The organism is Kitasatospora sp. NPDC005856, from assembly GCF_040629945.1.
In the GTDB taxonomy this organism is placed as follows: domain Bacteria; phylum Actinomycetota; class Actinomycetes; order Streptomycetales; family Streptomycetaceae; genus Kitasatospora.
Window position 1 is genome coordinate 83,744 of record NZ_JBEXWT010000020.1, and the last position, 20,068, is coordinate 103,811.

The window sequence follows — 20,068 nt, forward strand, 5'->3', positions numbered from 1 at the left end:
CGCCACCGTTCTTTCGACGGGCTGCGCCCGCGCCCCCACTCTCTCCGCTCCGGGAGTTGAACCACCCTTGTACAAGCTTCTGTTCGACCTGGTCTTCAAGAAGATGGACCCCGAGAAGGCCCACCACCTGGCCTTCTTCTGGATCCGCCTCGGCTCCTCGGTGCCCGGCCTGCGCACCCTGGTGCGGCTGGTGCTCGCCCCGCGCGACCGGGCCCTGCGCACCCGCGCCCTCGGCCTGGACCTGCCCGGCCCGTTCGGCCTGGCGGCCGGCTTCGACAAGAACGGCGTCGGCATCGACGGCCTGTCGATGCTCGGCTTCGACTACGTCGAGATCGGCACCATCACCGGCGAGCCCCAGCCCGGCAACCCGGCGCCCCGGCTGTTCCGCCTGGTCGAGGACCGCGCGCTGATCAACCGGATGGGCTTCAACAACCAGGGCTCGGCCCGGGTCGCCGCCCGGCTGGCCGCCCGCCCGCACACCAGCTCCACCCCGGTGATCGGCGTCAACATCGGCAAGACCAAGGTGGTCGAGGAGGCCGACGCCGTCGCCGACTACGTGAAGTCCACCGAGCGGCTGGCCAAGTACGCCGACTACCTGGTGGTCAACGTCAGCTCGCCGAACACCCCCGGGCTGCGCAACCTCCAGGCCGTGGACCACCTGCGGCCGCTGCTCGCCGCCGTCCGCGAGGCCGCCGACCGCACCACCGCCCACCACGTGCCGCTGCTGGTCAAGATCGCCCCCGACCTGGCCGACGAGGACGTCGACGCGGTCGCCGACCTCGCCCTGGAGCTGGGCCTGGACGGCATCATCGCCACCAACACCACGATCGGCCGCGAGGGCCTGCGCACCGACGCCGCGCGGGTCGAGGAGATCGGCATGGGCGGCCTGTCCGGCGCCCCGCTCAAGGCCCGCGCCCTGGAGGTGCTCCAGCGGCTGCGCGCCCGCACCGAGGGCCGGCTGACCCTGGTCTCGGTCGGCGGCATCGAGACCGCCGAGGACGCCTGGCAGCGGATCGTCCACGGCGCCGACCTCGTCCAGGGCTACAGCGCCTTCATCTACGAGGGCCCGTTCTGGTGCCGGCGGATCCACAAGGGCCTGTCCGCCAAGGTCCGCGCGGGCGGCTTCCGCAGCCTGGCCGAGGCCGTCGGCAGCGCCGTGCGCAGCTCCTGAACCCCCTCCCACCCCTCCGGAAAGAGACGACATGACCCTCGCCCCGTTCGGCGCCCGGCTGCGCCAGGCCCTCGACACCCGCGGCCAGCTCTGCGTCGGCATCGACCCGCACGCCTCCCTGCTCGCCGCCTGGGGGCTCGGCGACGACCTCGCCGGGCTGGAGACCTTCAGCCGCACCGTGGTCGAGGCGCTGGCCGACCGGGTGGCCGTGCTCAAGCCGCAGGCCGCCTTCTTCGAGCGCTTCGGCAGCAAGGGCGTCGCGGTGCTGGAGAAGACCGTCGAGGAGGCCCGGGCGGCCGGTGCGCTGGTCCTGATGGACGCCAAGCGCGGTGACATCGGCTCCACCATGGCCGCGTACGCCGAGGCCTTCCTGTCGCCGGGCAGCCCGCTGTTCTCGGACGCGGTGACGGTCAGCCCGTACCTGGGCTTCGGCTCGCTGCGCCCGGCCCTGGACCTGGCCCGCGAGCAGGGCTGCGGCGTGTTCGCGCTGGCGCTGACCTCCAACCCGGAGGGGGCCGAGGTGCAGCGCGCGGTGGGCGCGGACGGCGAGCCGGTCGCGGCCTCCGTGCTGCGGCAGCTGGCGGCCGAGAACGAGGGCGCCGCGCCGCTCGGCTCCTTCGGCGCGGTGGTCGGCGCGACGCTGGCCGACGCGGGCGTGGAACTGGCCATCAACGGCCCGCTGCTGGCCCCCGGCATCGGTGCCCAGGGCGCGACCATGGCGGACCTGCCGCGGGTGTTCGGCGCCTCGGTGATCAACGTGGTGCCGAGCGTCAGCCGGGACGTGCTCAAGCACGGCCCCTCGGTGCCGGCGCTGCGGGAGGCGGCGGAGCGCTTCGTCGGAGAGTTCGCGGAGGCCGTCAAGTAGCGGAACCCGTCCTTCAGGTAGCCGCGCGGTGACCCTGCGGAGTGTCCGCAGGACCGCGCGGTGGCCGCGGACTCGACGTGAGCGCGGTCACATCCGCACCGCCAAAGTCTCGCAATCGCGGTCATTTTGCCCTGGAAAGTCCTGGTCGGCCTTGGCTGACCAGGACTTTTCGTGTTCTTTTCCTGACGTGGCGCCGCAATCCGGGTAGTGTCCGGCGATAGGTCATCGGCGAGCCGCGGTTTTCGTGGCTCCCCGCAGGTCAGGGCCTTGTGGTTCCCCTTGCGCACGGTGTCCTCGGTACCGAACCAGTCCTAGCTCAATCCATCCATCCACACCCTGAGGTGAACGGCGTGGCCCTTCCGCCCCTTACCCCTGAACAGCGCACCGCCGCGCTCGCCAAGGCCGCCGAGGCTCGCCGGGAGCGCGCCGAGGTCAAGAACCGGCTCAAGCACTCCGGCGCCTCCCTGCACGAGGTGATCAAGGCCGGAAAGGCCGACAACGACGTCATCGGCAAGATGAAGGTCTCGGCCCTGCTGGAGTCCCTTCCGGGCGTCGGCAAGGTCCGTGCCAAGCAGATCATGGAGCGCCTCGGCATCAGCGAGAGCCGGCGCGTCCGCGGCCTCGGTACGAACCAGATCGCTTCCCTGGAGCGGGAGTTCGGCGGTGGCGCCGCCTGACCGTGCCCCCGTGGTCCCAGGATCCCCCGCGATCCGGGATAATCGGTGCATGAGTGAGCGTCCGCGGCTGACCGTGCTCTCCGGCCCCTCGGGGGTCGGCAAGAGCACGGTCGTCGCTCATATGAGGAAAATGCACCCCGAAGTCTGGCTCTCGGTGTCGGCGACGACCCGCCACCCGAGGCCGGGCGAGAAGAACGGGGTCCAGTACCACTTCGTCGACAACGACGAGTTCGACAAGCTGGTCGCCAACGGCGAGCTGCTGGAGTGGGCCGAGTTCGCCGGGAACCGCTACGGGACCCCGCGCGCGGCCGTGCAGGAGAAGCTGGAGCGCGGCGAGCCGGTGCTCCTGGAGATCGACCTCCAGGGCGCCCGTCAGGTGCGCGAGTCGATGCCCGAGGCGCAGCTGGTCTTCCTGGCTCCGCCGAGCTGGGACGAGCTGGTCCGCCGGCTGACCGGCCGGGGCACCGAGCCGCAGGACGTGATCGAGAAGCGGCTGGAGGCGGCCACGGTCGAGCTCGCGGCCGAGCCCGAGTTCGACACGACCCTTGTCAACACCTCCGTCGAGCAGGTAGCGGCCGAACTGCTAGCCTTGCTCGGTGTAGCCTGACCTGTCTGTCTTTTCCACCCTTTCGGAAGGTTTTAGCGTGTCCTCTTCCATGACCGCGCCCGAGGGCATCATCAACCCGCCGATCGACGAGCTGCTCGAGGCCACCGACTCCAAGTACAGCCTCGTGATCTACGCCGCCAAGCGCGCGCGCCAGATCAACGCGTACTACTCCCAGCTCGGCGAGGGCCTGCTGGAGTACGTCGGCCCGCTGGTCGACACCCACGTGCACGAGAAGCCGCTGTCGATCGCGCTGCGCGAGATCAACGCGGGCATGCTGACTGCCGAGGCGATCGAGGCTGCCTGAGGCGGTCGCTGAATTTCCGGGAGGGCCCGGCGGAATCGTTTCCGCCGGGCCCTTCGGCGTCTCCTCCCGTGCTTTCCTTCCGTGCTCTCCTCGCGGCTCTCCTCACGGATCTCCTCGCGTGGTGGGGCACCGTGCGGGTGGCGGCCGAGGGGTCGTAGGGTGGGCGGGTTCCCGACGTGGAGAGAGGCCGGTAGATGACTCTGAGTGCGGACGCCCCGCGCGTGGTCCTCGGCGTGAGCGGTGGGATCGCCGCGTACAAGGCGTGCGAGCTGCTGCGCCGCTTCACCGAGTCCGGCCACCAGGTCACCGTGGTGCCGACCGCCGCCGCGCTGCACTTCGTCGGCGAGGCGACCTGGGCGGCGCTCTCCGGGCGCCCGGCCGCCACCGAGACCTGGGAGCGCGTGCACGAGGTGCCGCACGTGCGGATCGGGCAGCAGGCCGACCTGGTGGTGGTCGCCCCGGCCACCGCCGACCTGATCGCCAAGGCCGCCCACGGCCTCGCCGACGACCTGCTCACCAACACCCTGCTCACCGCCCGCTGCCCGGTCGTGGTGGCGCCCGCCATGCACACCGAGATGTGGGAGCACCCGGCCACCCGGGAGAACGTGGCCACGCTGCGCCGCCGTGGCGTGATCGTGCTGGAGCCGGCCGTCGGGCGGCTGACCGGCAAGGACACCGGCAAGGGCCGGCTGCCCGAGCCGTCGGCGATCTTCGACGCCTGCCGGGCCGTGCTGCGCCGCGGCGGGGCGGTGCCGACCGACCTGGCCGGCCGGCACGTGGTGGTCTCGGCCGGTGGCACCCGGGAGCCGCTGGACCCGGTGCGCTACCTGGGCAACCGCTCCTCCGGCAAGCAGGGCTACGCGCTCGCGGTGACGGCCGCGGCGCGCGGGGCCAGGGTGACGTTGCTCTCGGCCAACGCCGAGCTGCCGGATCCGGCCGGGGTGGACGTGGTGCACGTCTCGACCGCGCTGGAGCTGCGCGAGGCGGCGCTGAAGGCGGTCCAGGACGCGGACGCCGTGGTGATGGCCGCGGCGGTGGCGGACTTCCGGCCCGCCGCGTACGCGACCGGCAAGATCAAGAAGGTCGAGGGGACCGAGCCGGCGCCCGTCGCCCTGGTCCGCAATCCGGACATCCTGGCCGAGCTGTCGGCCCACCGGGCCCGTTCGGGTCAACTCGTGGTGGGTTTCGCGGCGGAGACCGACGACGTGCTCGCCAACGGCCGCGCCAAGCTCGCGCGCAAGGGGTGCGACCTGCTCGTCGTGAACGAGGTGGGCAACGGCAAGGCCTTCGGCACGGACGTCAACGAGGCCGTGGTCCTGGGCTCGGACGGCAGTGAGACGGCCGTTCCGGTGGGCCCGAAGGAGGCGCTCGCGGACGTGGTCTGGGATCTGGTCTCAAAGCGGCTGGAAACGGGCGGCAACTGATCGGAACCGCTCGTACGGCGGTCGAGAAATCCCGAAGCGGGTGACGTTCGACGGAACCAGACCGTTAGACTCCAGGAATCAAGTCTTTCCGGAGTTCCCCGGGTCGCCCCGGGGAACTTCAGTCAGCAGCCGCTGCAACCCCAGGGAGCGCTGTGTCTCGCCGCCTGTTCACCTCGGAGTCCGTCACCGAGGGACACCCCGACAAGATCGCTGACCAGATCAGCGACACCATCCTTGACGCTCTCCTGCGGGAGGACCCGACGTCCCGGGTCGCCGTGGAGACGCTCATCACGACCGGCCAGGTGCACGTGGCCGGCGAGGTGACCACCAAGGCGTACGCGCCGATCGCCCAGCTCGTCCGGGACAAGATCCTGGAGATCGGCTACGACAGCTCCAAGAAGGGCTTCGACGGCGCCTCCTGCGGCGTGTCGGTGTCCATCGGTGCCCAGTCGCCCGACATCGCGCAGGGTGTCGACACCGCGTACGAGGCCCGGGTCGAGGGTGACGAGGACGACCTGGACAAGCAGGGCGCGGGTGACCAGGGCCTGATGTTCGGCTACGCGTCCGACGAGACGCCCGAGCTCATGCCGCTGCCGATCACCCTGGCGCACCGCCTCTCCCGCCGCCTGACCGAGGTGCGCAAGAACGGGACCATCCCCTACCTGCGCCCCGACGGCAAGACCCAGGTCACCATCGAGTACGACGGGGACAAGGCCGTCCGCCTGGACACCGTGGTCGTCTCCACCCAGCACGCCAGCGACATCGACCTGGAGTCGCTGCTCACCCCGGACATCCGCGAGTTCGTGGTCGAGCCGGAGCTGAAGGCGCTGGCCGAGCAGGGCATCAAGCTGACCACCGAGGGCTACCGCCTGCTGGTCAACCCGACCGGCCGCTTCGAGATCGGCGGCCCGATGGGCGACGCCGGCCTCACCGGCCGCAAGATCATCATCGACACCTACGGCGGCATGGCCCGCCACGGTGGCGGCGCCTTCTCCGGCAAGGACCCGTCCAAGGTGGACCGCTCGGCCGCGTACGCGATGCGCTGGGTGGCGAAGAACATCGTCGCCGCCGGCCTCGCCCGCCGCGCCGAGGTGCAGGTCGCGTACGCGATCGGCAAGGCCGAGCCGGTCGGCCTGTTCGTGGAGACCTTCGGCACCGAGACCGTCCCGGTCCTCACCATCCAGAAGGCCGTCTCCGAGGTCTTCGACCTGCGTCCGGCCGCGATCATCCGCGACCTGGACCTGCTGCGCCCGATCTACTCCCAGACCGCGGCGTACGGCCACTTCGGCCGTGAGCTGCCGGACTTCACCTGGGAGCGCACCGACCGGGTGGAGCAGCTGAAGGCCGCCGCGGCCCAGGACTGACCCGCCGCTCGCGCGGCGCACCGCTCGTGTGACCCGCGTGGCGCACCGCTCGTGTGAAGCGGCGCCCGCCCCCGTCCGGGGGTGGGCGCCGCTTCGTGCATTGTCAGTGTGACCTGGTAGTACTTGGTGGCGATGAGCAGCACAGGGGAGAACGGGGCCGCCGAGCCGGAGCAGCTGGCGTTCATCCGGGAGACGGTCAAGCGGGCCAAGCCCCGGACGTGGAAGGGCGCCAAGCGGGCCGAGCACCTGCCGGTGGCCCGGGTCGTGGTGGACAAGGGCGTGCTCACCATCGACAAGTTCTTCGACTACGAGGTGCCGGCCGGCATGGCCGAGGACGCCCAGCCCGGGGTGCGGGTGCGGGTGCGGTTCGGGGCGCGGGTGGTGAGGGGCCAGCGCGAGGGCGGGGAACTGCACGACGGCTTCATCGTCGCCCGGCTGGAGAAGAGCGACTTCGCCGGACCGCTCGCTCCGCTGGCCCAGGTGCTCTCGCCCGAGCCGGTGCTCACCCCGCAGCTGCTGCGGCTGTGCCGGACCGTCGCCGACCGGTACGCCGGGACGCTGGCCGACGTGCTCCAGCTGGCCGTCCCGCCCCGGCACGCCAAGGCCGAGGCCGAACCCTCGCCGCCGCCGCTGCCCCGCCCGGCCGCCCCGGCGCCCGGCGGCTGGCAGCGCTACCCGGCCGGGCCCGACTTCCTCGCCTCGCTCGCCGGGGGCGGCGCGCCGCGCGCGGTCTGGGCGGCGCTGCCCGGCCCCGGCTGGCCGTACGAGATCGCCCGGGCGGTGGCCGCGACGCTGGCGAGCGGGCGCGGCGCGCTGGTCGTGCTCCCGGAGGGGCGCTCGGTGGCCCGGGTCGACCAGGCGCTGACCGAACTGCTCGGCCCCGGGATGCACGTGGCGCTGGAGGCCGACCTCGGCCCGCGCGAGCGCTACAAGCGCTGGCTCGCGGTGAGCCGCGGCTCGGTGCACGCGGTGATCGGGACCAGGGCCACCATGTTCGCGCCGGTCCGGGACCTCGGGCTGGTCGTCGTCTGGTCGGACGGGGACGGCAGCCACAGCGACCCGCGCGCCCCGCACCCGCACGTGCGCGAGGTGGCGCTGCTGCGCGCCGCCGAGGAGGGCGCGGCCGTCCTGCTCGGCGGGCACGCGGTGACGGTGGAGGGCGCGCAGCTGGTCAGCACCGGCTGGGCGCGCCCGCTGGTCGCGGACCGGGAGACGGTGCGGCAGGTCGCGCCCAGGGTGCGGACCGTCACCGACCAGGACCAGCACCGGGACGCCGCCGCCCAGGCCGCCCGGCTGCCCTCGGTGGCCTGGGAGGCCGCCCGGGAGTCGCTGGCCGCCGGGCACCCGGTGCTCATCCAGGTGCCCCGGCGCGGCTACGTGCCCCGGCTGGCCTGCGGACGCTGCCGGACCCCCGCCCGCTGCCGGCGCTGCGAGGGGCCGCTGGAGGCGCCCTCGGCGGACGCCTCGCTGTGCTGCGGCTGGTGCGGGGAGCCGGAGAACGACTGGCACTGCCCCGAGTGCGGGTCCTTCCGGCTGCGCGCCCAGGTGGTCGGGGCCCGGCGGACGGCGGAGGAGCTGGGCAAGGCGTTCCCGCGCATCCCGGTACGGACCTCTGGGCGGGAGGCGGTGATCACCACCGTGCCGGACGAGCCCTCGCTGGTGATCTCCACGCCCGGCGCGGAACCGGTGGTGGAGGGCGGCGGCGGGTACGGGGCCGCGCTGCTGCTGGACGGCTGGGCGCTGCTCAGCCGGCCGGACCTGCGGGCGGGGGAGGAGGCGCTGCGGCTCTGGCTCGCGGCGGCCGCCCTGGTGCGGCCCTCGACGGACGGCGGGACGGTGGTCGTGGTGGCCGAGCCCTCGGCCCGTCCGGTGCAGGCGCTGGTGCGCTGGGATCCGCTGGGGCACGCCGGGCAGGAGCGGGACGAACGGGCCCAGCTGCACTTCCCGCCGGTGTCCCGGATGGCCTCGGTGAGCGGGAGCACCTCGGCGGTGACGGACCTGCTGAACCTGATCCGGCTGCCCGAGGGGGCGGACGTGCTCGGGCCGGTGCCGGTGGCGGCGCTGCGGGGGGAGGAGCAGGAGCGCGCGCTGCTGCGGGTGTCGCCGGGGCAGGGGGCGGCGCTGGCGGCGGCGCTCAAGGCGGCGCAGATCGCGCGGATCGCGCTGCGGACGGCGGAGCCGGTGCGGGTGCGGGTGGATCCGACGGACATCGGCTGAGCGGCGTCGGGCTCCGGCTCGATGGGGTGGTTGCCGCGCCTCGGATTCGGTGGGCCGGCGGGCTTCGGGTTCGGTTGGGCTTCGCGTTCGGTTGGGCCGGCGGGCTTCGCGTTCGGTTGGGCTTCGCGTTCGGTTGGGCGGTGGGGCGGGGTGAGTGGGCCACCCCGCCCCGGACGGCCCGGGCTGCGGCGGCTCGGTCAGCCGCGCAGCGGGATGCCGGGTCGGTCCGCCTGGGGGCGGTCGACGGGGGTACCGCGGTCGGGGGTGTCGCGGTCGACGGGGGTGCGGTCCATCGGGACACGGTCGATCGCGGTGCGGTCGATGGTGGTGCGGTCCATCGTGGTGCGGTCGATGGTGGTGCGCTCCAGGGCGCTGCGGTCCAGGCTGCTGCGGTCCAGGCCACCCTGGCGGGCCGCCGGGACGGTCGTGGCCAGACCGGTGCGCTCCGTGCCGGTGGGCAGCTCGTCGACGCGGTCCGGGCGGCTCTGGCCCGGGACGCCGCCGCTCGCGGCGAGGAGCTCGCTGGTCGGGCGGCGCATGCCGTAGCGCCGGTGCACGGCCTGCTTGGTGACCCCGAGGGCGGAGCCCACCGAGTCCCAGGAGAAGCCCAGCGCCCGGTCGAACTCGACCGCCGCGGCCACCAGGGTCTCCACGCTCTCCCGCAGCTCCTGCGCCAGGCGCACGGTCGGCGCCGGCGCCCGCCCGTACACCACGAAGCCGGCCGAGGTGCTCGGCCGGCGCGGACGGTAGACGTTGCCCAGTTGAGCGGTGAGCGTCCGCAGCGCGTCGACCTGCCGCCTCACCCGCTCGATGTCCCGCACCAGCAGGTGCAGGCTCGCCCGCGCCCGGGCGTCGTGGTTGATCTGCTCGGCCATGGCCTACGTGCCACCTTCCGTACGGTTCGGGTCGGCCGGCACTCGGTGTCCCGTGCGCCCGGCCCCGGTCAATCTCTCTTGACCAACGCCGAAGCGGGGGCCGGGGTAACGCGGCTCCGCACAGTCGGGCCGCTCCGGCCGCCGATCGGGGCCTCCGGGAAGCCCCCGGCGGGCGGCCGCACGGGTTGCATAGACTGGCGGGTGAACCAGCGACCGACCGCAGCCCGCGCCCCTACGGACAGGAGCCCGAACCCCGTGGCGATCCAGCCGATCCGTCTCTTCGGAGACCCCGTCCTGCGGTCCACCGCCCAGCCGGTGACCACCTTCGACAAGGAACTGCGCAAGCTGGTCCAGGACCTCACCGACACCATGCTGGACGCCCCCGGCGCCGGCCTGGCCGCGCCCCAACTCGGCGTCTCCCTACGGGTGTTCACGTACCACGTGGACGGCGTCACCGGGCACCTGATCAACCCGGACCTGTCGCTGAGCGAGGAGGAGCAGGACGGCCCCGAGGGCTGCCTGTCGCTGCCCGGCCTGCGCTACGACACCAAGCGCGCGTACGGCGTGGTGGCCAGGGGCTTCAACATGTACGGCGATCCGGTGACCCTGGAGGGCACCCAGCTGCTCGCCCGGTGCATCCAGCACGAGACCGACCACCTGGACGGCATCATCTTCATCGACCGGCTCGACCGCGAGCAGCGCAAGACCGCGCTGAAGGCGATCCGGGAAGCGGACTGGGGCGGCGGGCCGGCCCCGGTGGTCAAGGTCTCGCCGCACAGCACCTTCGGTTCCGCCCGCTGACGTCCGCCGGGTTCCGCTGGCTTCACTGACTTCCGCCGGCGCCCGCCGACATCCCCCGGCTTCGCGCCGACTTCGGTCGGGTTTCGCCGGTTACCTGAACTTCCTTTTGCAGAAAGGCCCTTGATGCGTCTCGTCTTCGCCGGCACCCCCGAGGTCGCCGTTCCCGCCCTGGACGCCCTGCTCGCCTCCGACCGGCACGAGGTCGTCGCGGTGGTCACCCGCCCGGACGCTCCGGCCGGGCGCGGACGCAAGCTGGTCGCCAGCCCGGTCGCCCAGCGCGCCGAGGAGGCCGGGATCGAGGTCCTCAAGCCGGCGAAGCCCAGCGACCCGGACTTCGTCGCCCGGCTCACCGAACTCGCCCCCGACTGCTGCCCGGTGGTCGCCTACGGCGCCCTGCTGCGCCCCGGCACGCTGGAGATCCCCAAGCACGGCTGGGTCAACCTGCACTTCTCGCTGCTGCCCGCCTGGCGCGGCGCGGCCCCGGTCCAGCACGCGGTGCTGGCCGGCGACGAGGTCACCGGCGCGTCCACCTTCCTGATCGAGCAGGGCCTGGACTCCGGTCCGGTCTACGGTGTGATCACCGAGGAGATCCGCCCGACCGACACCAGCGGTGAGCTGCTGACCCGGCTCTCGGTCTCCGGCGCGCGGCTGCTCGCGGCCACCATGGACGGCATCGAGGACGGCTCCCTGCACGCGGTGCCGCAGCCGGTCGAGGGCGTCACGCTCGCGCCGAAGATCACCGTCGAGGACGCGCGGATCGACTGGAGCCACCCCGCGCTGCGGATCGACCGGGTCGTGCGCGGCTGCGCACCGGCGCCGGGCGCCTGGACGGAGTTCCGGGGCGAGCGGCTGAAGGTCACCGGGCCGGTCAGGCTGCTGCCGGACTCCGCCGAGCTGGCGCCGGGCGAGGTCGCGATGGTGGGCAAGAACAGCGTCCGGGTCGGCACCGGCAGCCACGACGTGGAGCTGGGGGAGGTGCGTCCGCAGGGGAAGAAGGAGATGCGGGCCGCCGACTGGGCCCGGGGCGCGCGACTGGAGGCGGGGGAGCGCTTCGGGGGCTGACGCTCCGGTCTGGCGCTACTGTTCGTATGAGTCGTTGAATCGTTGAGCCGTTTCAGTCGTTTGAGATCGTCCGTGTTCGTTGATAACCACCGCAGCACCTTGAGGCACCTGTGACCACCCCCAGCGCCAAGCGCGCACCCCGTCCGCACCGCCGCCCGAAGAAGGACCCGGCCCGGATCGTCGCGTTCCGCGCCCTGCGCGCCGTCGACGAGCGGGACGCGTACGCCAACCTGATCCTGCCCTCCCTCCTCCGCGAGGCCGAGCAGAAGGGCATGGACCGGCGCGACGCGGCCCTCGCCACCGAGCTGGTCTACGGCACCCTGCGTCTGCAGGGCACCTACGACGCGATCATCGCCGCCTGCATCGACCGGCCGCTCGGCAAGGTCGACCCGCCGGTGCTGGACGTGCTGTCGCTCGGCGCGCACCAGCTGCTGACCACCCGCATCCCCAGCCACGCGGCCGTCTCGGCGACCGTCGAACTGGCCCGGGTGGTGCTCGGCGACGGCAAGGCCAAGTTCGTCAACGCCGTACTGCGCCGGATCAGCGCCCACGACCTGGACGCCTGGATCGAGCAGGTCGCCCCGCCGTACGACAAGGACGCCGAGGACCACCTGGCGGTCGTGCACTCGCACCCGCGCTGGGTCGTCTCCGCGCTCTGGGACTCGCTCGGCCGCTGGCAGCCGGACGCCTCCGGCCGTACCGCGATGGAGGAGCTGCTGCGGGCCGACAACGAGCGGCCCGAGGTCACCCTGGTCGCCCGCCCCGGCCGGGCCACCGTCGGCGAGCTGACCGACGCGCTGCCGGAGGCCGAGCCGGGCCGCTGGTCCCCGTTCGCGCTGCGGCTCGCCGAGGGCGGTGACCCGGGAGCGGTCGCGGCGGTGCAGGAGAACCGGGCGGGCGTCCAGGACGAGGGCAGCCAGCTGGTCGCGCTGGCACTGGCCTCGGCGCCGCTGGAGGGGCCGGACCGGATCTGGCTGGACGGCTGCGCCGGCCCCGGCGGCAAGGCCGCGCTGCTCGGCGCGCTGGCCGCCGAGCGGGGTGCGGCCCTGGTCGCGAGCGAGAAGCAGCCGCACCGCGCCCGGCTGGTGGCGCGGGCGCTGGCCGGCAACCCCGGCCCGTACACCGTGATCGCGGCCGACGGAACGCGCCCGGCCTGGCGGTCCGGCGGCTTCGACCGGGTGCTGGTCGACGTGCCGTGCTCCGGCCTCGGCGCGCTGCGCCGCCGCCCGGAGGCGCGCTGGCGGCGCCGGCCGGCCGACGTCGCCGCCTTCGGCCCGCTCCAGCGGGACCTGCTGCGCTCGGCGATCGAGGCCACCCGGGTCGGCGGCGTGGTCGGCTACGCGACCTGCTCGCCGCACCTCGCGGAGACCCGCGCGGTCGTGGAGGACGTGCTGCGGGGCGAGGGCGGCCGGGTCGAGTGGATCGACGCGCGCCCGCTGCTGCCCGGCGTCCCGGCGCTCGGCGAGGGGCCGGACGTGCAGCTGTGGCCGCACCTGCACGGGACGGACGCGATGTACCTGGCGCTGCTGCGGCGCACGGCCTGACGCGTTCCGATGTCGCCCTCCCGGCCGGGGGCTCCTCCTCGGCCGGGGCGCTTGCTCGGCTGGGCGCTTCCTCAGCCGGGAGTGTCGAGCTCGGCGGGGAGGGCGCACGGTCGGCTACGGCGGGAGGACTGCCGTCCCCGTGCCGGGGGTTGACGTTCCGTCGGGTGTGGTCTTCCATGGTTCCTGTGTAGCCGCTCGGCTGCATGATCTTTGGGGGCAGGCTTCGTCGCGTCGCGCGGCGGAGCCGGGGAAGCAACCCCACAAGACATGCGGCGCGATGCGGCTGTTCTCGTTGTGCGGATGCGCTTCCCCGGTGGCTGCCCTTCCCGACCGTGGAGGCGAGCAATGTCGTCGGAGCTCCAGCGATCACACGAGGAACCCGCCGGTTCGCGGGGCGCCGCGCCGGAACCCCGGGCCCACCGGACCTCGACGGACGGCCGCGCGCTCGACCTGATCGCACTGATGGGCATCCTGGCGGCGTGCACCCTGGTCTGCCTGCTGGCCGGCACCGGGGCGCTTCAGGCCGTCATCGGCGCGGCGGGCATCCTCTTCGCCGCCTGGCGGACGCCGCGGCGCTCCGGGCGGGAGGAGGGCCGGCGGCGCGGGCCCCGGGGGTGACGGCGGCGGCGACGCCCGGTGTGGCGGGTCGGCACGGCCGCGGGCGGCTTGCACCTCCCGTGGGGGGAGGTAGCAGGGTGGTGCCATGAACGGCGACACGACGTACACCATCGGTGAGCTGGCCCGGCGGACGGGGCTGACGGTCAAGACCGTCCGCCACTACTCGGACCAGGGGATCGTGCCGCCGGCCGACCGCAACCCGGCCGGCCACCGGCTGTACGGCGCCGACGCCGCCGCCCGCCTGGAACTGGTCCGCACCCTGCGTGAACTCGGGCTCGGACTGCCCGCGATCCGGCGGGTGGTCGAGCGTGAGCTGACGCCGGCCGACGTCGCCGCCGCGCAGGCGGAGGCGATCGACGCCCAGATCCGGGTGCTGCGGCTGCGGCGGGCCGTGCTCGGGATGGTGGCCAGACTCGGGTCGACACCTGAGGAGTTGACGCTCGTGCACCAGTTGGCCCGGCTCACGGAGGACGAACGGGGGCGCCTGATCGGGGAGTTCCTGGCAGGGGTGTTCGGCGGGATCGGGAGTGACGGGCGGTTCGCCGCCGCGGCCCGCTCGTTGACGCCGGAGCTGCCGGAGGAACCGTCGGTCGAACAGGTCGAGGCCTGGGTGGAGTTGGCGCGGCTGGCGGGGGACGCCGGGTTCCGGGCGCTGCTGCGCGGGCTGGCCGAGGCGGAGGCCGCCGAGGCGGCGGTGGGGGCGGAGCGGGCTGCTTCGGGCTTGCCGAGGCCAGGACTGGCGGTGGCGGTACGGGAGTTGGCCGGACCGGCGGTCGCGGCCGGGGTGGATCCGGAGTCGGCGGAGGCGACGCCCGTCGTCGCGGCGCTGGTCGAGCGGTACGGGCGGTGGTGCGCGGGGGCGGTGCCGGGGGATGCCGGGGCGCTGCGCGAACGTCTGGCGGAGCGGCTGGGGGCGATGGCCGATCCGCGGCGGGAGCGGTACCTGGAGTTGCTGGCGGTGGTCAACGGATGGGACGCGCCGCAGAGCTGGGCGGCCGAGGTGGACTGGGCGGTGCGCGCCGTGGCGTGAGCCCGTGCGGCTACCGGCGGTTGGGGCCGGGGAAGGCGGTGAGGAAGGCGTGGGCCTGGGCGCGGAGGTGGTCGACCGGAGGATCCTCGCAGATCACCTCCAGGCCGAGCCCGGTCGCCCGGCCCAGGTCGTAGTAGGACTGGTAGGCGAGGTACGGACGGTGGTCGTCGGTGGGGTCGAGGCCGACGGCGAAGGTCGCGAAGTGGGGCTGCCGATTGCCGTCGGCCGGGGCCGATCCGGGGCGGGAGAGCTGCCACTCGAACTCGTAGGGCTCGGGTTCGGCGGGCAGGTCCAGCAGGGCCTGGGCGAGGCGGCGGACCTCGTCCGGGTTCGAGAAGGGGATCGACTCCGACCCGTCGGGGGCCGAGGCGAGCAGTTCCCAGTCGTCGCCGTTGTGGCCGACGGTCAGGGCCCACTCGCCGTCCGGATTCTGCCAGTGGCAGCTGATGATCGGGTCCACGGCTGTCAACCTCCCTGTGGCGCTGGATCGTTCGTACCTCCTCATCGTGGCACACCGGGCGGCCCGGCGACCTCGGCCGTGAGCCGTCCTCGGGCGCGTTGCCAGGCCTCCTGGAGCGTGCGGTAGCCGAGGACGGTGACGCCGTGTTCGGTGAGCAGCCGACGGGCCTCGGGGGAGACGAGGAACGCGTGGTCGGTGTGCCGGATGCGCCGACCGTCGTCCGGGGCGCGGTGGTTCGGGCCTGGCGCCGGGCCTCTCCTCGGGTCCGTGGCCCGGGAGCTCCTCGGGGCGGCCACGCTGGGGTGCAGGGCCCACTCGGTGAGGCCCGGGGGGAGCGCGGCGAGCAGTCGGGCGTAGTGGGCGGGCTTGTCGTCCAGGGGGACGCTGAAGCTGTCGAGGAAGCCGTGGTCCACCACCGGCAGGCCGTGCCCGCGCACCCGGGCGAGCGCGGGCGGCAGCCAGACCCGGACCGCCAGACCGTACGCGGCGCCGAGGGCGAGGGTGAGGTCGAGGACGTCCTCGCGGCCGCCGTCGGCCAGGCAGTGGAAGTCGAGGTGGGTCGGGGCGAGGCCGGCCGCCGCCACCGCGTCGATCTGGGCGCGGAACTCGCGCTCGATGTCGTCGAGCCGGGCCTGGGCGAGCAGGGCGGCGCGTCCGGCAGGGGTGGGGGCGAAGAACCCTCCGGAGGCGTCGAGGAGGGAGGGCACCCGGGCACGGGCGGTGAGCGGGCCCCAGCGGCGGTCCGTGGACTCGCAGACCAGCGTGAGGTGGACGCCGAACGGGACCTCCGGGTGCCGGCGCAGCAGCCGGAGCGCGTGGGGTGCGGCGGCGCACGGTGTCATCAGGCTGCACGAGGCGGCGATGCCGTTCCGGACGGCGTCGATCACGCCGAGGTTGACGGACTCGTCCAGGCCGAGATCGTCGCAGTTGAGCAGCAGGAGGCGGGCGTCGGGCGGGTGGCCGAGGAGGTGGTTGGCGGTGGGGTGTGGGAGCGGGAGCGGGAGCGGGAGCGGGAGCGGGTGTGGGAGCGGGGGCGTGGCGTTGGCTGCGGGCATGGGGGCAGTCTGGCCCGGCGGTGGGGTGGATGCGCGGGGTTTTCCGGGTGACGCGGTCGGTCGGGCGTCGGGCGTCGGGCGTCGGGGGCCGGGCGTCGGGGGCCGGGCGTCCGGCGTCGGGCTTCCGGCGTCGGGCGTCAGGCGGGGTCGGGTCGGTCAGTCGGTGGCGGGGGCCGGGTGCCAGGGGCGGTCGGGGCGGGTCCGGACCGGGGCGGAGGTCAGGCGCAGCGCGTACACCTCGCGGTCGGTGGCCTCGTGCGGGACCTGGCCGAGGTACGTGTGGCCGGTCAGGTGGCACCAGGCGGGGAGGTCGAGCGGGGCGGCGGGGTCGGTGGTGTGGATGTGGACCACCGCGCCGGCCGGGAGGTGCGCGATCCGTGCGCGCAGCCGGAGCAGCAACTGGACGCAGAGCAGGCCGGTGCCGTCGATGGTGAGGTCGGGGGCGACGGCGTTCTCGGTGTCGGGTGCGCTCATCGCGGGGTCTCCTGGGTGATGCGCCAGAGGCGGCGGGGCAGTTCGCCCTCCTCGAAGGGACGGACGTCGGTCAGGCGCCAGCCCTCGGCGAGCGCGTCCACCAGTTCGCGGGGGAAGAAGTGCACGGCGAAGCCGCCGTGCTCCCAGATGTCGTCCCCGTGGCCGGTGCCGGCGCCGTAGTGGGCGTCGCCGGTGTGGCGGACGGTGTAGACGAAGGTGCCGCCCGGGCGTAGCACCCGGCGGACCTCGGCGACGAGCGCCTCGATCTCCTCGGTGGAGAGCGCCATGCAGAGCAGCATGTGGGCGAAGACCGCGTCGACGGAGGCATCGGGAAGGGGCAGCGGGTCGCGGACGTCATGGGCGAGGACCGAGAGCCGGTCGGCCAGGCCCTGGTCCGCCGCGGCGGCGCGCAGCTGGTGCAGGCCGGTCGGGCTGAAGTCGGCGGCCAGCATGCGGAAGCCCCTACGGGCGAAGTACAGGGCGTCGCGTCCGTGGCCGGCCCCGAGTTCCAGCACGTCCCGGGCTCCGGCGGCGGCGAACTCCTCGGCGGCGTACTCGGCGGGAGCGGAGGGCCGCTCGCCGTACATCCCCGGGTTGGCGGTGTAGGTCTGCTGCCAGTGCGCGCGTTGGGCGTCGGCGAGGGTGCGTTCCAGGCCGGGCCCGGTGCCGGGGGTGTCGGACATGGTGCCGCCCTTCGCGGGGTGGGGTGGTGCGGGTGGTGCGGGTAGTACAGGTGGTTCAGGTGGTTGGGTTGTGCAGGTGATGCGGGGCCAGCCTAGGACGTGGGGCCGGGCGGTGGGTGTGGCGGGGGTGCGGGGCGGATGGGTCAGCCGAGGCGTTGGCCGGGAGCGGTGCCGCCGAGGCGGGTGAGCAGGGTCGACAGCCGGCCGAGGTCCTCGGGGCTCCACTGCTCGGCGGCGAAGTGGTCGGCGGCGACCTGGCGGGCGGTGTGCAGCATCTCGGCGAGCCGTTCACGGCCGGTCGGGGTGAGGGCGGCGTAGGCGACCCGGGCGTCGCGGGCTGCGGTCTCGCGGGCGACCAGGCCGATCCGCTCCAGCGGCGCGAGGCCGCGGGTCACGCCGGAGGCGGTGAGGCCGAGGGCTTCGGCGAGGTCGACCCGGCGCATCCGGCCGCCGGCGGCCTGGGAGAGGTGGAGCAGCATGGTGAAGTCGGCCAGGCTGACGCCGTGCAGGCCGCTGAGGCTCGCGTCGAAGCGCTTGACCACGGCCGTCTGGGCGCGGACCAGCCGTAGGGCGGTGTCCAGCGGGTCGGGGCCCGGGCCCGCCGTGGCCGGTGCGGCCGCGTTCTGCCGTACGTGTCCCACCCGCATCGGCTGGTCGGGCTGGACCGGCCGGTCTGGCTGATCTGTCATTGCCACCTCCTTGACTACTCAAGTATATCCCGACGGGAAGCCGTCAAGGAGGTGGCGGGGGAGGGGCCGGGGTCAGCGAGCGGTGTGGGCGGCGCGGCGCTGACGCTTGCCGAGTGCCGCCTGCGAGAGGTCCTCGGCCTGGGAGCGGAGGTTCTTGTAGCCGTAGCCGCGTTCGGTGAGCCAGGCCTGTGCCGACTGTTCGGCCCGCTCGGCGGCCTCCAGGATGTCCTCCTCGGCTTCGCCCTCGTCGAGGAAGCGGAAGGTGAAGGCCGCCCGCGCGGCGAGGTCGTAGCTGAGGTGGCCCTCGCGGGTGAACGCGGCGTGCAGCACGTCGTGCTCGGAGGCGGCGGCGAGCAGTTCGGCGCGCTGCTCGTCGGTGAGGCCGTCGAAGACGCCGCGCACCATGATGCGGAAGGTTCGAGTGGTCATCCCCCGACCATAGGCACGTCGGGCTACCGGCCGCCAACACGATTTCTTCGGCCTCCGTGGACGTGGGCGCCGGTCAGGCGGGGGTGAGCACTTCGGCGAGCCCGTCCGCGTACCGGATGAGCCGGGCGAGCTCGGGGCCTCCCCGGGCGCGCCGAAACCCCTGCCGCCGACCGTGGAAGGCGGCCTGGACGGCGTGGAGTTGGGCCCAGCAGCCGGGTGCGGCGGGTGCGGCGGGTGCGGCGGGGGAGAGCGGCTACACCCGCGCCGGGAGCCGGGTGCAGACCGCCCCCGTCATCAGCGGAGCGGGCTCGGCGCCCAGGGCGGCCAGGGTGAACGCGGTGGTCAGCGCGCTGATGTCGCGGGACTCGCGGATCAGCAGGTGGTTGGCGCCCGGCGCCTCGTACCGCGCGAGGTCCGGCACGACCCGCCGGGCGCGCAGCGCGTACTCCAGGGACTGGGTGGCACTCGCCGAGCTGTTGTCCCCGGTGCCGTGGACGATCAGCACCCGCCGCCCCGCCAGCTGGTCGACCGGATCGCCGCTGGGCAGCCAGGGGGCGATCCCGGCGACGCCGACCACCGACGGGTGTCCGGCGCACCAGAAGGCGGCCCGCCCGCCCAGCGAGTTGCCGATCAGGACGACGGGCCTGTCCGGGTACAGCCGGGTGAGCTCGTCGAGCGCCCAGCGGGTGTCGACGGCGGTGTCGGCGTCGGCGCCGTTCCAGCCGCCGTGGCGGTAGCGCAGCAGGTGCACGGCGAGGCCGTGCGGCCGGCCGCGGTCGGTGAGCTCGGCGGCCAGGTCCCGCAGGCCCAGCTCGGCGACCCTCAGCGGTGCGCGCCGACTGCGGAGGAATCCGCCGGGCAACAGCAGGGCGACGCCGTCGACCGGCCCCTCCCCCTGCCGCGGGGTCAGCTCTGCGGTGCGCGGACGCTGCGCTCGGAACACGCGAAATCCCTCCTGATGTGTACAGGCGGATTCTACGGTTCCGACGAGGGGTCCCGGTGCGCCAGGAGGGACCACAGGACCCAGCCGGAGACCCCGGTGCGCACCACCATGACCTTCGCCCAGCGGGCGCCGAGCGGGGAGGTCCAGGTGTCCACGACCTCGACCCGGTCGCCCGAGTGGGCGAGCCCGATGACGGTGTCCTCGCCGAAGTGGTCGACCCGGACGTTGGCGGCGCCGGCCGACACCTCCCACCACCCCGCGCCGAGCTCGGGCGGCAGATCGGTGCCCGCCGTGACGGCCGCCGGGACGAGCAGGATGCCCAGTGCGACCACGGTGGCTGCCGCACGGCCGATCACGGCCACGGGAGCCTCCCCCGGTTGGCGGACGCGGGCACGGGCGGCGGGGGCGGAGTCGAGATCGGGGGAGGCATGTACAGCAGAACGATCCGGCCGGGCGTACGCGTACTGTCCGGTGCCGAGGTTTACCCGGTCGGCTCAGCACGTTGCGGGGAGCGGGTGGAGCGGCGGTTCGGGGCGGTCCCCCGGCCCGTTTCAAGTGTCCTTCCCTGGCGAACGGTTGGCGTGCCGTGGCGGACGGCTGGCGCGCCGGTCGGCGGAGCCCGTGCGCGGCCGGAGGTGCGACCGGGCGGTGGCGGGACCGGGCGGTGGCGGGATCGGCCGCCGGGCCGCCGGGCCGCCGGGCCGCCGGGGCGTCGGGCCGCCGGGGCGCCGGACCGCCGGGGCCCGGGCCGGTGAGGCCGAGCACCCCGGGAAGGG

General features: G+C 74.2%; 22 protein-coding genes and 1 pseudogene. 13 read left to right on the top strand and 10 right to left on the bottom strand.

The genetic code is table 11. The features are described 5' to 3' along the window. Positions 1-67 precede the first annotated feature (67 nt). The 8 genes from ABZ449_RS15110 to ABZ449_RS15145 all read left to right on the top strand — a co-directional run bounded on the left by ABZ449_RS15110 (position 68) and on the right by ABZ449_RS15145 (position 8,629). Positions 68-1,171 carry a quinone-dependent dihydroorotate dehydrogenase gene (locus ABZ449_RS15110; RefSeq protein WP_360345549.1) on the top strand — a complete coding sequence of 368 codons (1,104 nt, stop codon included), beginning with the start codon at positions 68-70 and terminating at the stop codon, positions 1,169-1,171. A 31-nt stretch (positions 1,172-1,202) separates the two neighbouring features. After that, positions 1,203-2,036 carry an orotidine-5'-phosphate decarboxylase gene (pyrF, locus tag ABZ449_RS15115; protein WP_360345551.1) on the top strand — a complete coding sequence of 278 codons (834 nt, stop codon included), beginning with the start codon at positions 1,203-1,205 and terminating at the stop codon, positions 2,034-2,036. A gap of 350 nt (positions 2,037-2,386) precedes the next feature. Then, positions 2,387-2,713: an integration host factor, actinobacterial type gene (gene mihF, locus ABZ449_RS15120; RefSeq protein ID WP_030056187.1), complete on the top strand. Its 327-nt coding sequence runs from the start codon at positions 2,387-2,389 to the stop codon at positions 2,711-2,713. A 49-nt stretch (positions 2,714-2,762) separates the two neighbouring features. After that, entirely contained in the window at positions 2,763-3,320 is a 558-nt protein-coding gene (gene gmk / locus ABZ449_RS15125; protein ID WP_360345553.1) for a guanylate kinase, read from the top strand. Between the two features lie 37 nt (positions 3,321-3,357). Then, the gene (gene rpoZ / locus ABZ449_RS15130) at positions 3,358-3,624 is read left to right on the top strand and encodes a DNA-directed RNA polymerase subunit omega (protein ID WP_030240625.1); all 267 of its coding nucleotides are present in this window, start codon (positions 3,358-3,360) and stop codon (positions 3,622-3,624) included. Positions 3,625-3,818: 194 nt separating this feature from the next. Next, entirely contained in the window at positions 3,819-5,048 is a 1,230-nt protein-coding gene (coaBC, locus tag ABZ449_RS15135) for a bifunctional phosphopantothenoylcysteine decarboxylase/phosphopantothenate--cysteine ligase CoaBC (RefSeq protein ID WP_360345555.1), read from the top strand. A 152-nt stretch (positions 5,049-5,200) separates the two neighbouring features. Continuing rightward, the gene (gene metK / locus ABZ449_RS15140) at positions 5,201-6,412 is read left to right on the top strand and encodes a methionine adenosyltransferase (RefSeq protein ID WP_360345557.1); all 1,212 of its coding nucleotides are present in this window, start codon (positions 5,201-5,203) and stop codon (positions 6,410-6,412) included. Between the two features lie 132 nt (positions 6,413-6,544). After that, positions 6,545-8,629 (top strand): primosomal protein N', encoded by a 2,085-nt coding sequence (locus ABZ449_RS15145; RefSeq protein WP_360345559.1) that lies wholly within the window; start codon positions 6,545-6,547, stop codon positions 8,627-8,629. Between the two features lie 197 nt (positions 8,630-8,826). Here the strand turns inward: ABZ449_RS15145 and ABZ449_RS15150 are convergent, their stop codons facing one another. Continuing rightward, the gene (locus ABZ449_RS15150) at positions 8,827-9,504 is read right to left on the bottom strand and encodes a hypothetical protein (RefSeq protein ID WP_360345561.1); all 678 of its coding nucleotides are present in this window, start codon (positions 9,502-9,504) and stop codon (positions 8,827-8,829) included. 255 nt (positions 9,505-9,759) lie between these two features. Here ABZ449_RS15150 and def point away from each other — a divergent pair, with 255 nt between their 5' ends. The 5 genes from def (at position 9,760) to ABZ449_RS15175 (ending at position 14,559) form a co-directional block, all read left to right on the top strand. Continuing rightward, on the top strand, positions 9,760-10,305 hold the full coding sequence (gene def / locus ABZ449_RS15155) for a peptide deformylase (protein ID WP_360345563.1): 546 nt from the start codon (positions 9,760-9,762) through the stop codon (positions 10,303-10,305). Between the two features lie 123 nt (positions 10,306-10,428). Beyond that, entirely contained in the window at positions 10,429-11,367 is a 939-nt protein-coding gene (gene fmt / locus ABZ449_RS15160) for a methionyl-tRNA formyltransferase (protein ID WP_360345565.1), read from the top strand. A gap of 110 nt (positions 11,368-11,477) precedes the next feature. After that, a complete protein-coding gene (locus ABZ449_RS15165; RefSeq protein WP_360345567.1) occupies positions 11,478-12,911 on the top strand; it encodes a transcription antitermination factor NusB in 1,434 nt (477 codons plus the stop codon). Positions 12,912-13,256: 345 nt separating this feature from the next. Further along, positions 13,257-13,529 carry a hypothetical protein gene (locus ABZ449_RS15170; RefSeq protein ID WP_360345569.1) on the top strand — a complete coding sequence of 91 codons (273 nt, stop codon included), beginning with the start codon at positions 13,257-13,259 and terminating at the stop codon, positions 13,527-13,529. Between the two features lie 85 nt (positions 13,530-13,614). Next, a complete protein-coding gene (locus ABZ449_RS15175) occupies positions 13,615-14,559 on the top strand; it encodes a MerR family transcriptional regulator (protein ID WP_360345572.1) in 945 nt (314 codons plus the stop codon). Positions 14,560-14,569: 10 nt separating this feature from the next. Here ABZ449_RS15175 and ABZ449_RS15180 read toward each other — a convergent pair whose 3' ends face one another. From ABZ449_RS15180 to ABZ449_RS15220, 9 genes and pseudogenes are all read right to left on the bottom strand, one after another. Continuing rightward, positions 14,570-15,019 carry a hypothetical protein gene (locus ABZ449_RS15180; RefSeq protein WP_360345574.1) on the bottom strand — a complete coding sequence of 150 codons (450 nt, stop codon included), beginning with the start codon at positions 15,017-15,019 and terminating at the stop codon, positions 14,570-14,572. A gap of 41 nt (positions 15,020-15,060) precedes the next feature. Then, positions 15,061-16,074 (bottom strand): polysaccharide deacetylase family protein, encoded by a 1,014-nt coding sequence (locus ABZ449_RS15185; protein ID WP_360345576.1) that lies wholly within the window; start codon positions 16,072-16,074, stop codon positions 15,061-15,063. 156 nt (positions 16,075-16,230) lie between these two features. Next, entirely contained in the window at positions 16,231-16,548 is a 318-nt protein-coding gene (locus ABZ449_RS15190) for a sulfurtransferase TusA family protein (protein ID WP_360345578.1), read from the bottom strand. After that, a complete protein-coding gene (locus ABZ449_RS15195; RefSeq protein WP_360345580.1) occupies positions 16,545-17,231 on the bottom strand; it encodes a class I SAM-dependent methyltransferase in 687 nt (228 codons plus the stop codon). Before ABZ449_RS15195 ends, ABZ449_RS15190 begins: the two co-directional genes overlap by 4 nt. A gap of 143 nt (positions 17,232-17,374) precedes the next feature. Next, positions 17,375-17,920, bottom strand: a complete 546-nt coding sequence (locus ABZ449_RS15200; protein WP_360345582.1) for a MarR family winged helix-turn-helix transcriptional regulator — start codon at positions 17,918-17,920, stop codon at positions 17,375-17,377. Positions 17,921-17,992: 72 nt separating this feature from the next. Continuing rightward, positions 17,993-18,349, bottom strand: coding sequence for a DUF6204 family protein (locus ABZ449_RS15205; RefSeq protein WP_360345584.1), 357 nt, complete (start codon positions 18,347-18,349; stop codon positions 17,993-17,995). 73 nt (positions 18,350-18,422) lie between these two features. Next, a pseudogene (locus ABZ449_RS15210) lies at positions 18,423-18,557 on the bottom strand (kinase); the annotation flags it as partial. A gap of 45 nt (positions 18,558-18,602) precedes the next feature. Further along, on the bottom strand, positions 18,603-19,292 hold the full coding sequence (locus ABZ449_RS15215) for an alpha/beta hydrolase (protein ID WP_360345586.1): 690 nt from the start codon (positions 19,290-19,292) through the stop codon (positions 18,603-18,605). Between the two features lie 32 nt (positions 19,293-19,324). Continuing rightward, entirely contained in the window at positions 19,325-19,654 is a 330-nt protein-coding gene (locus tag ABZ449_RS15220; RefSeq protein WP_360345588.1) for a hypothetical protein, read from the bottom strand. Positions 19,655-20,068 lie beyond the last annotated feature (414 nt).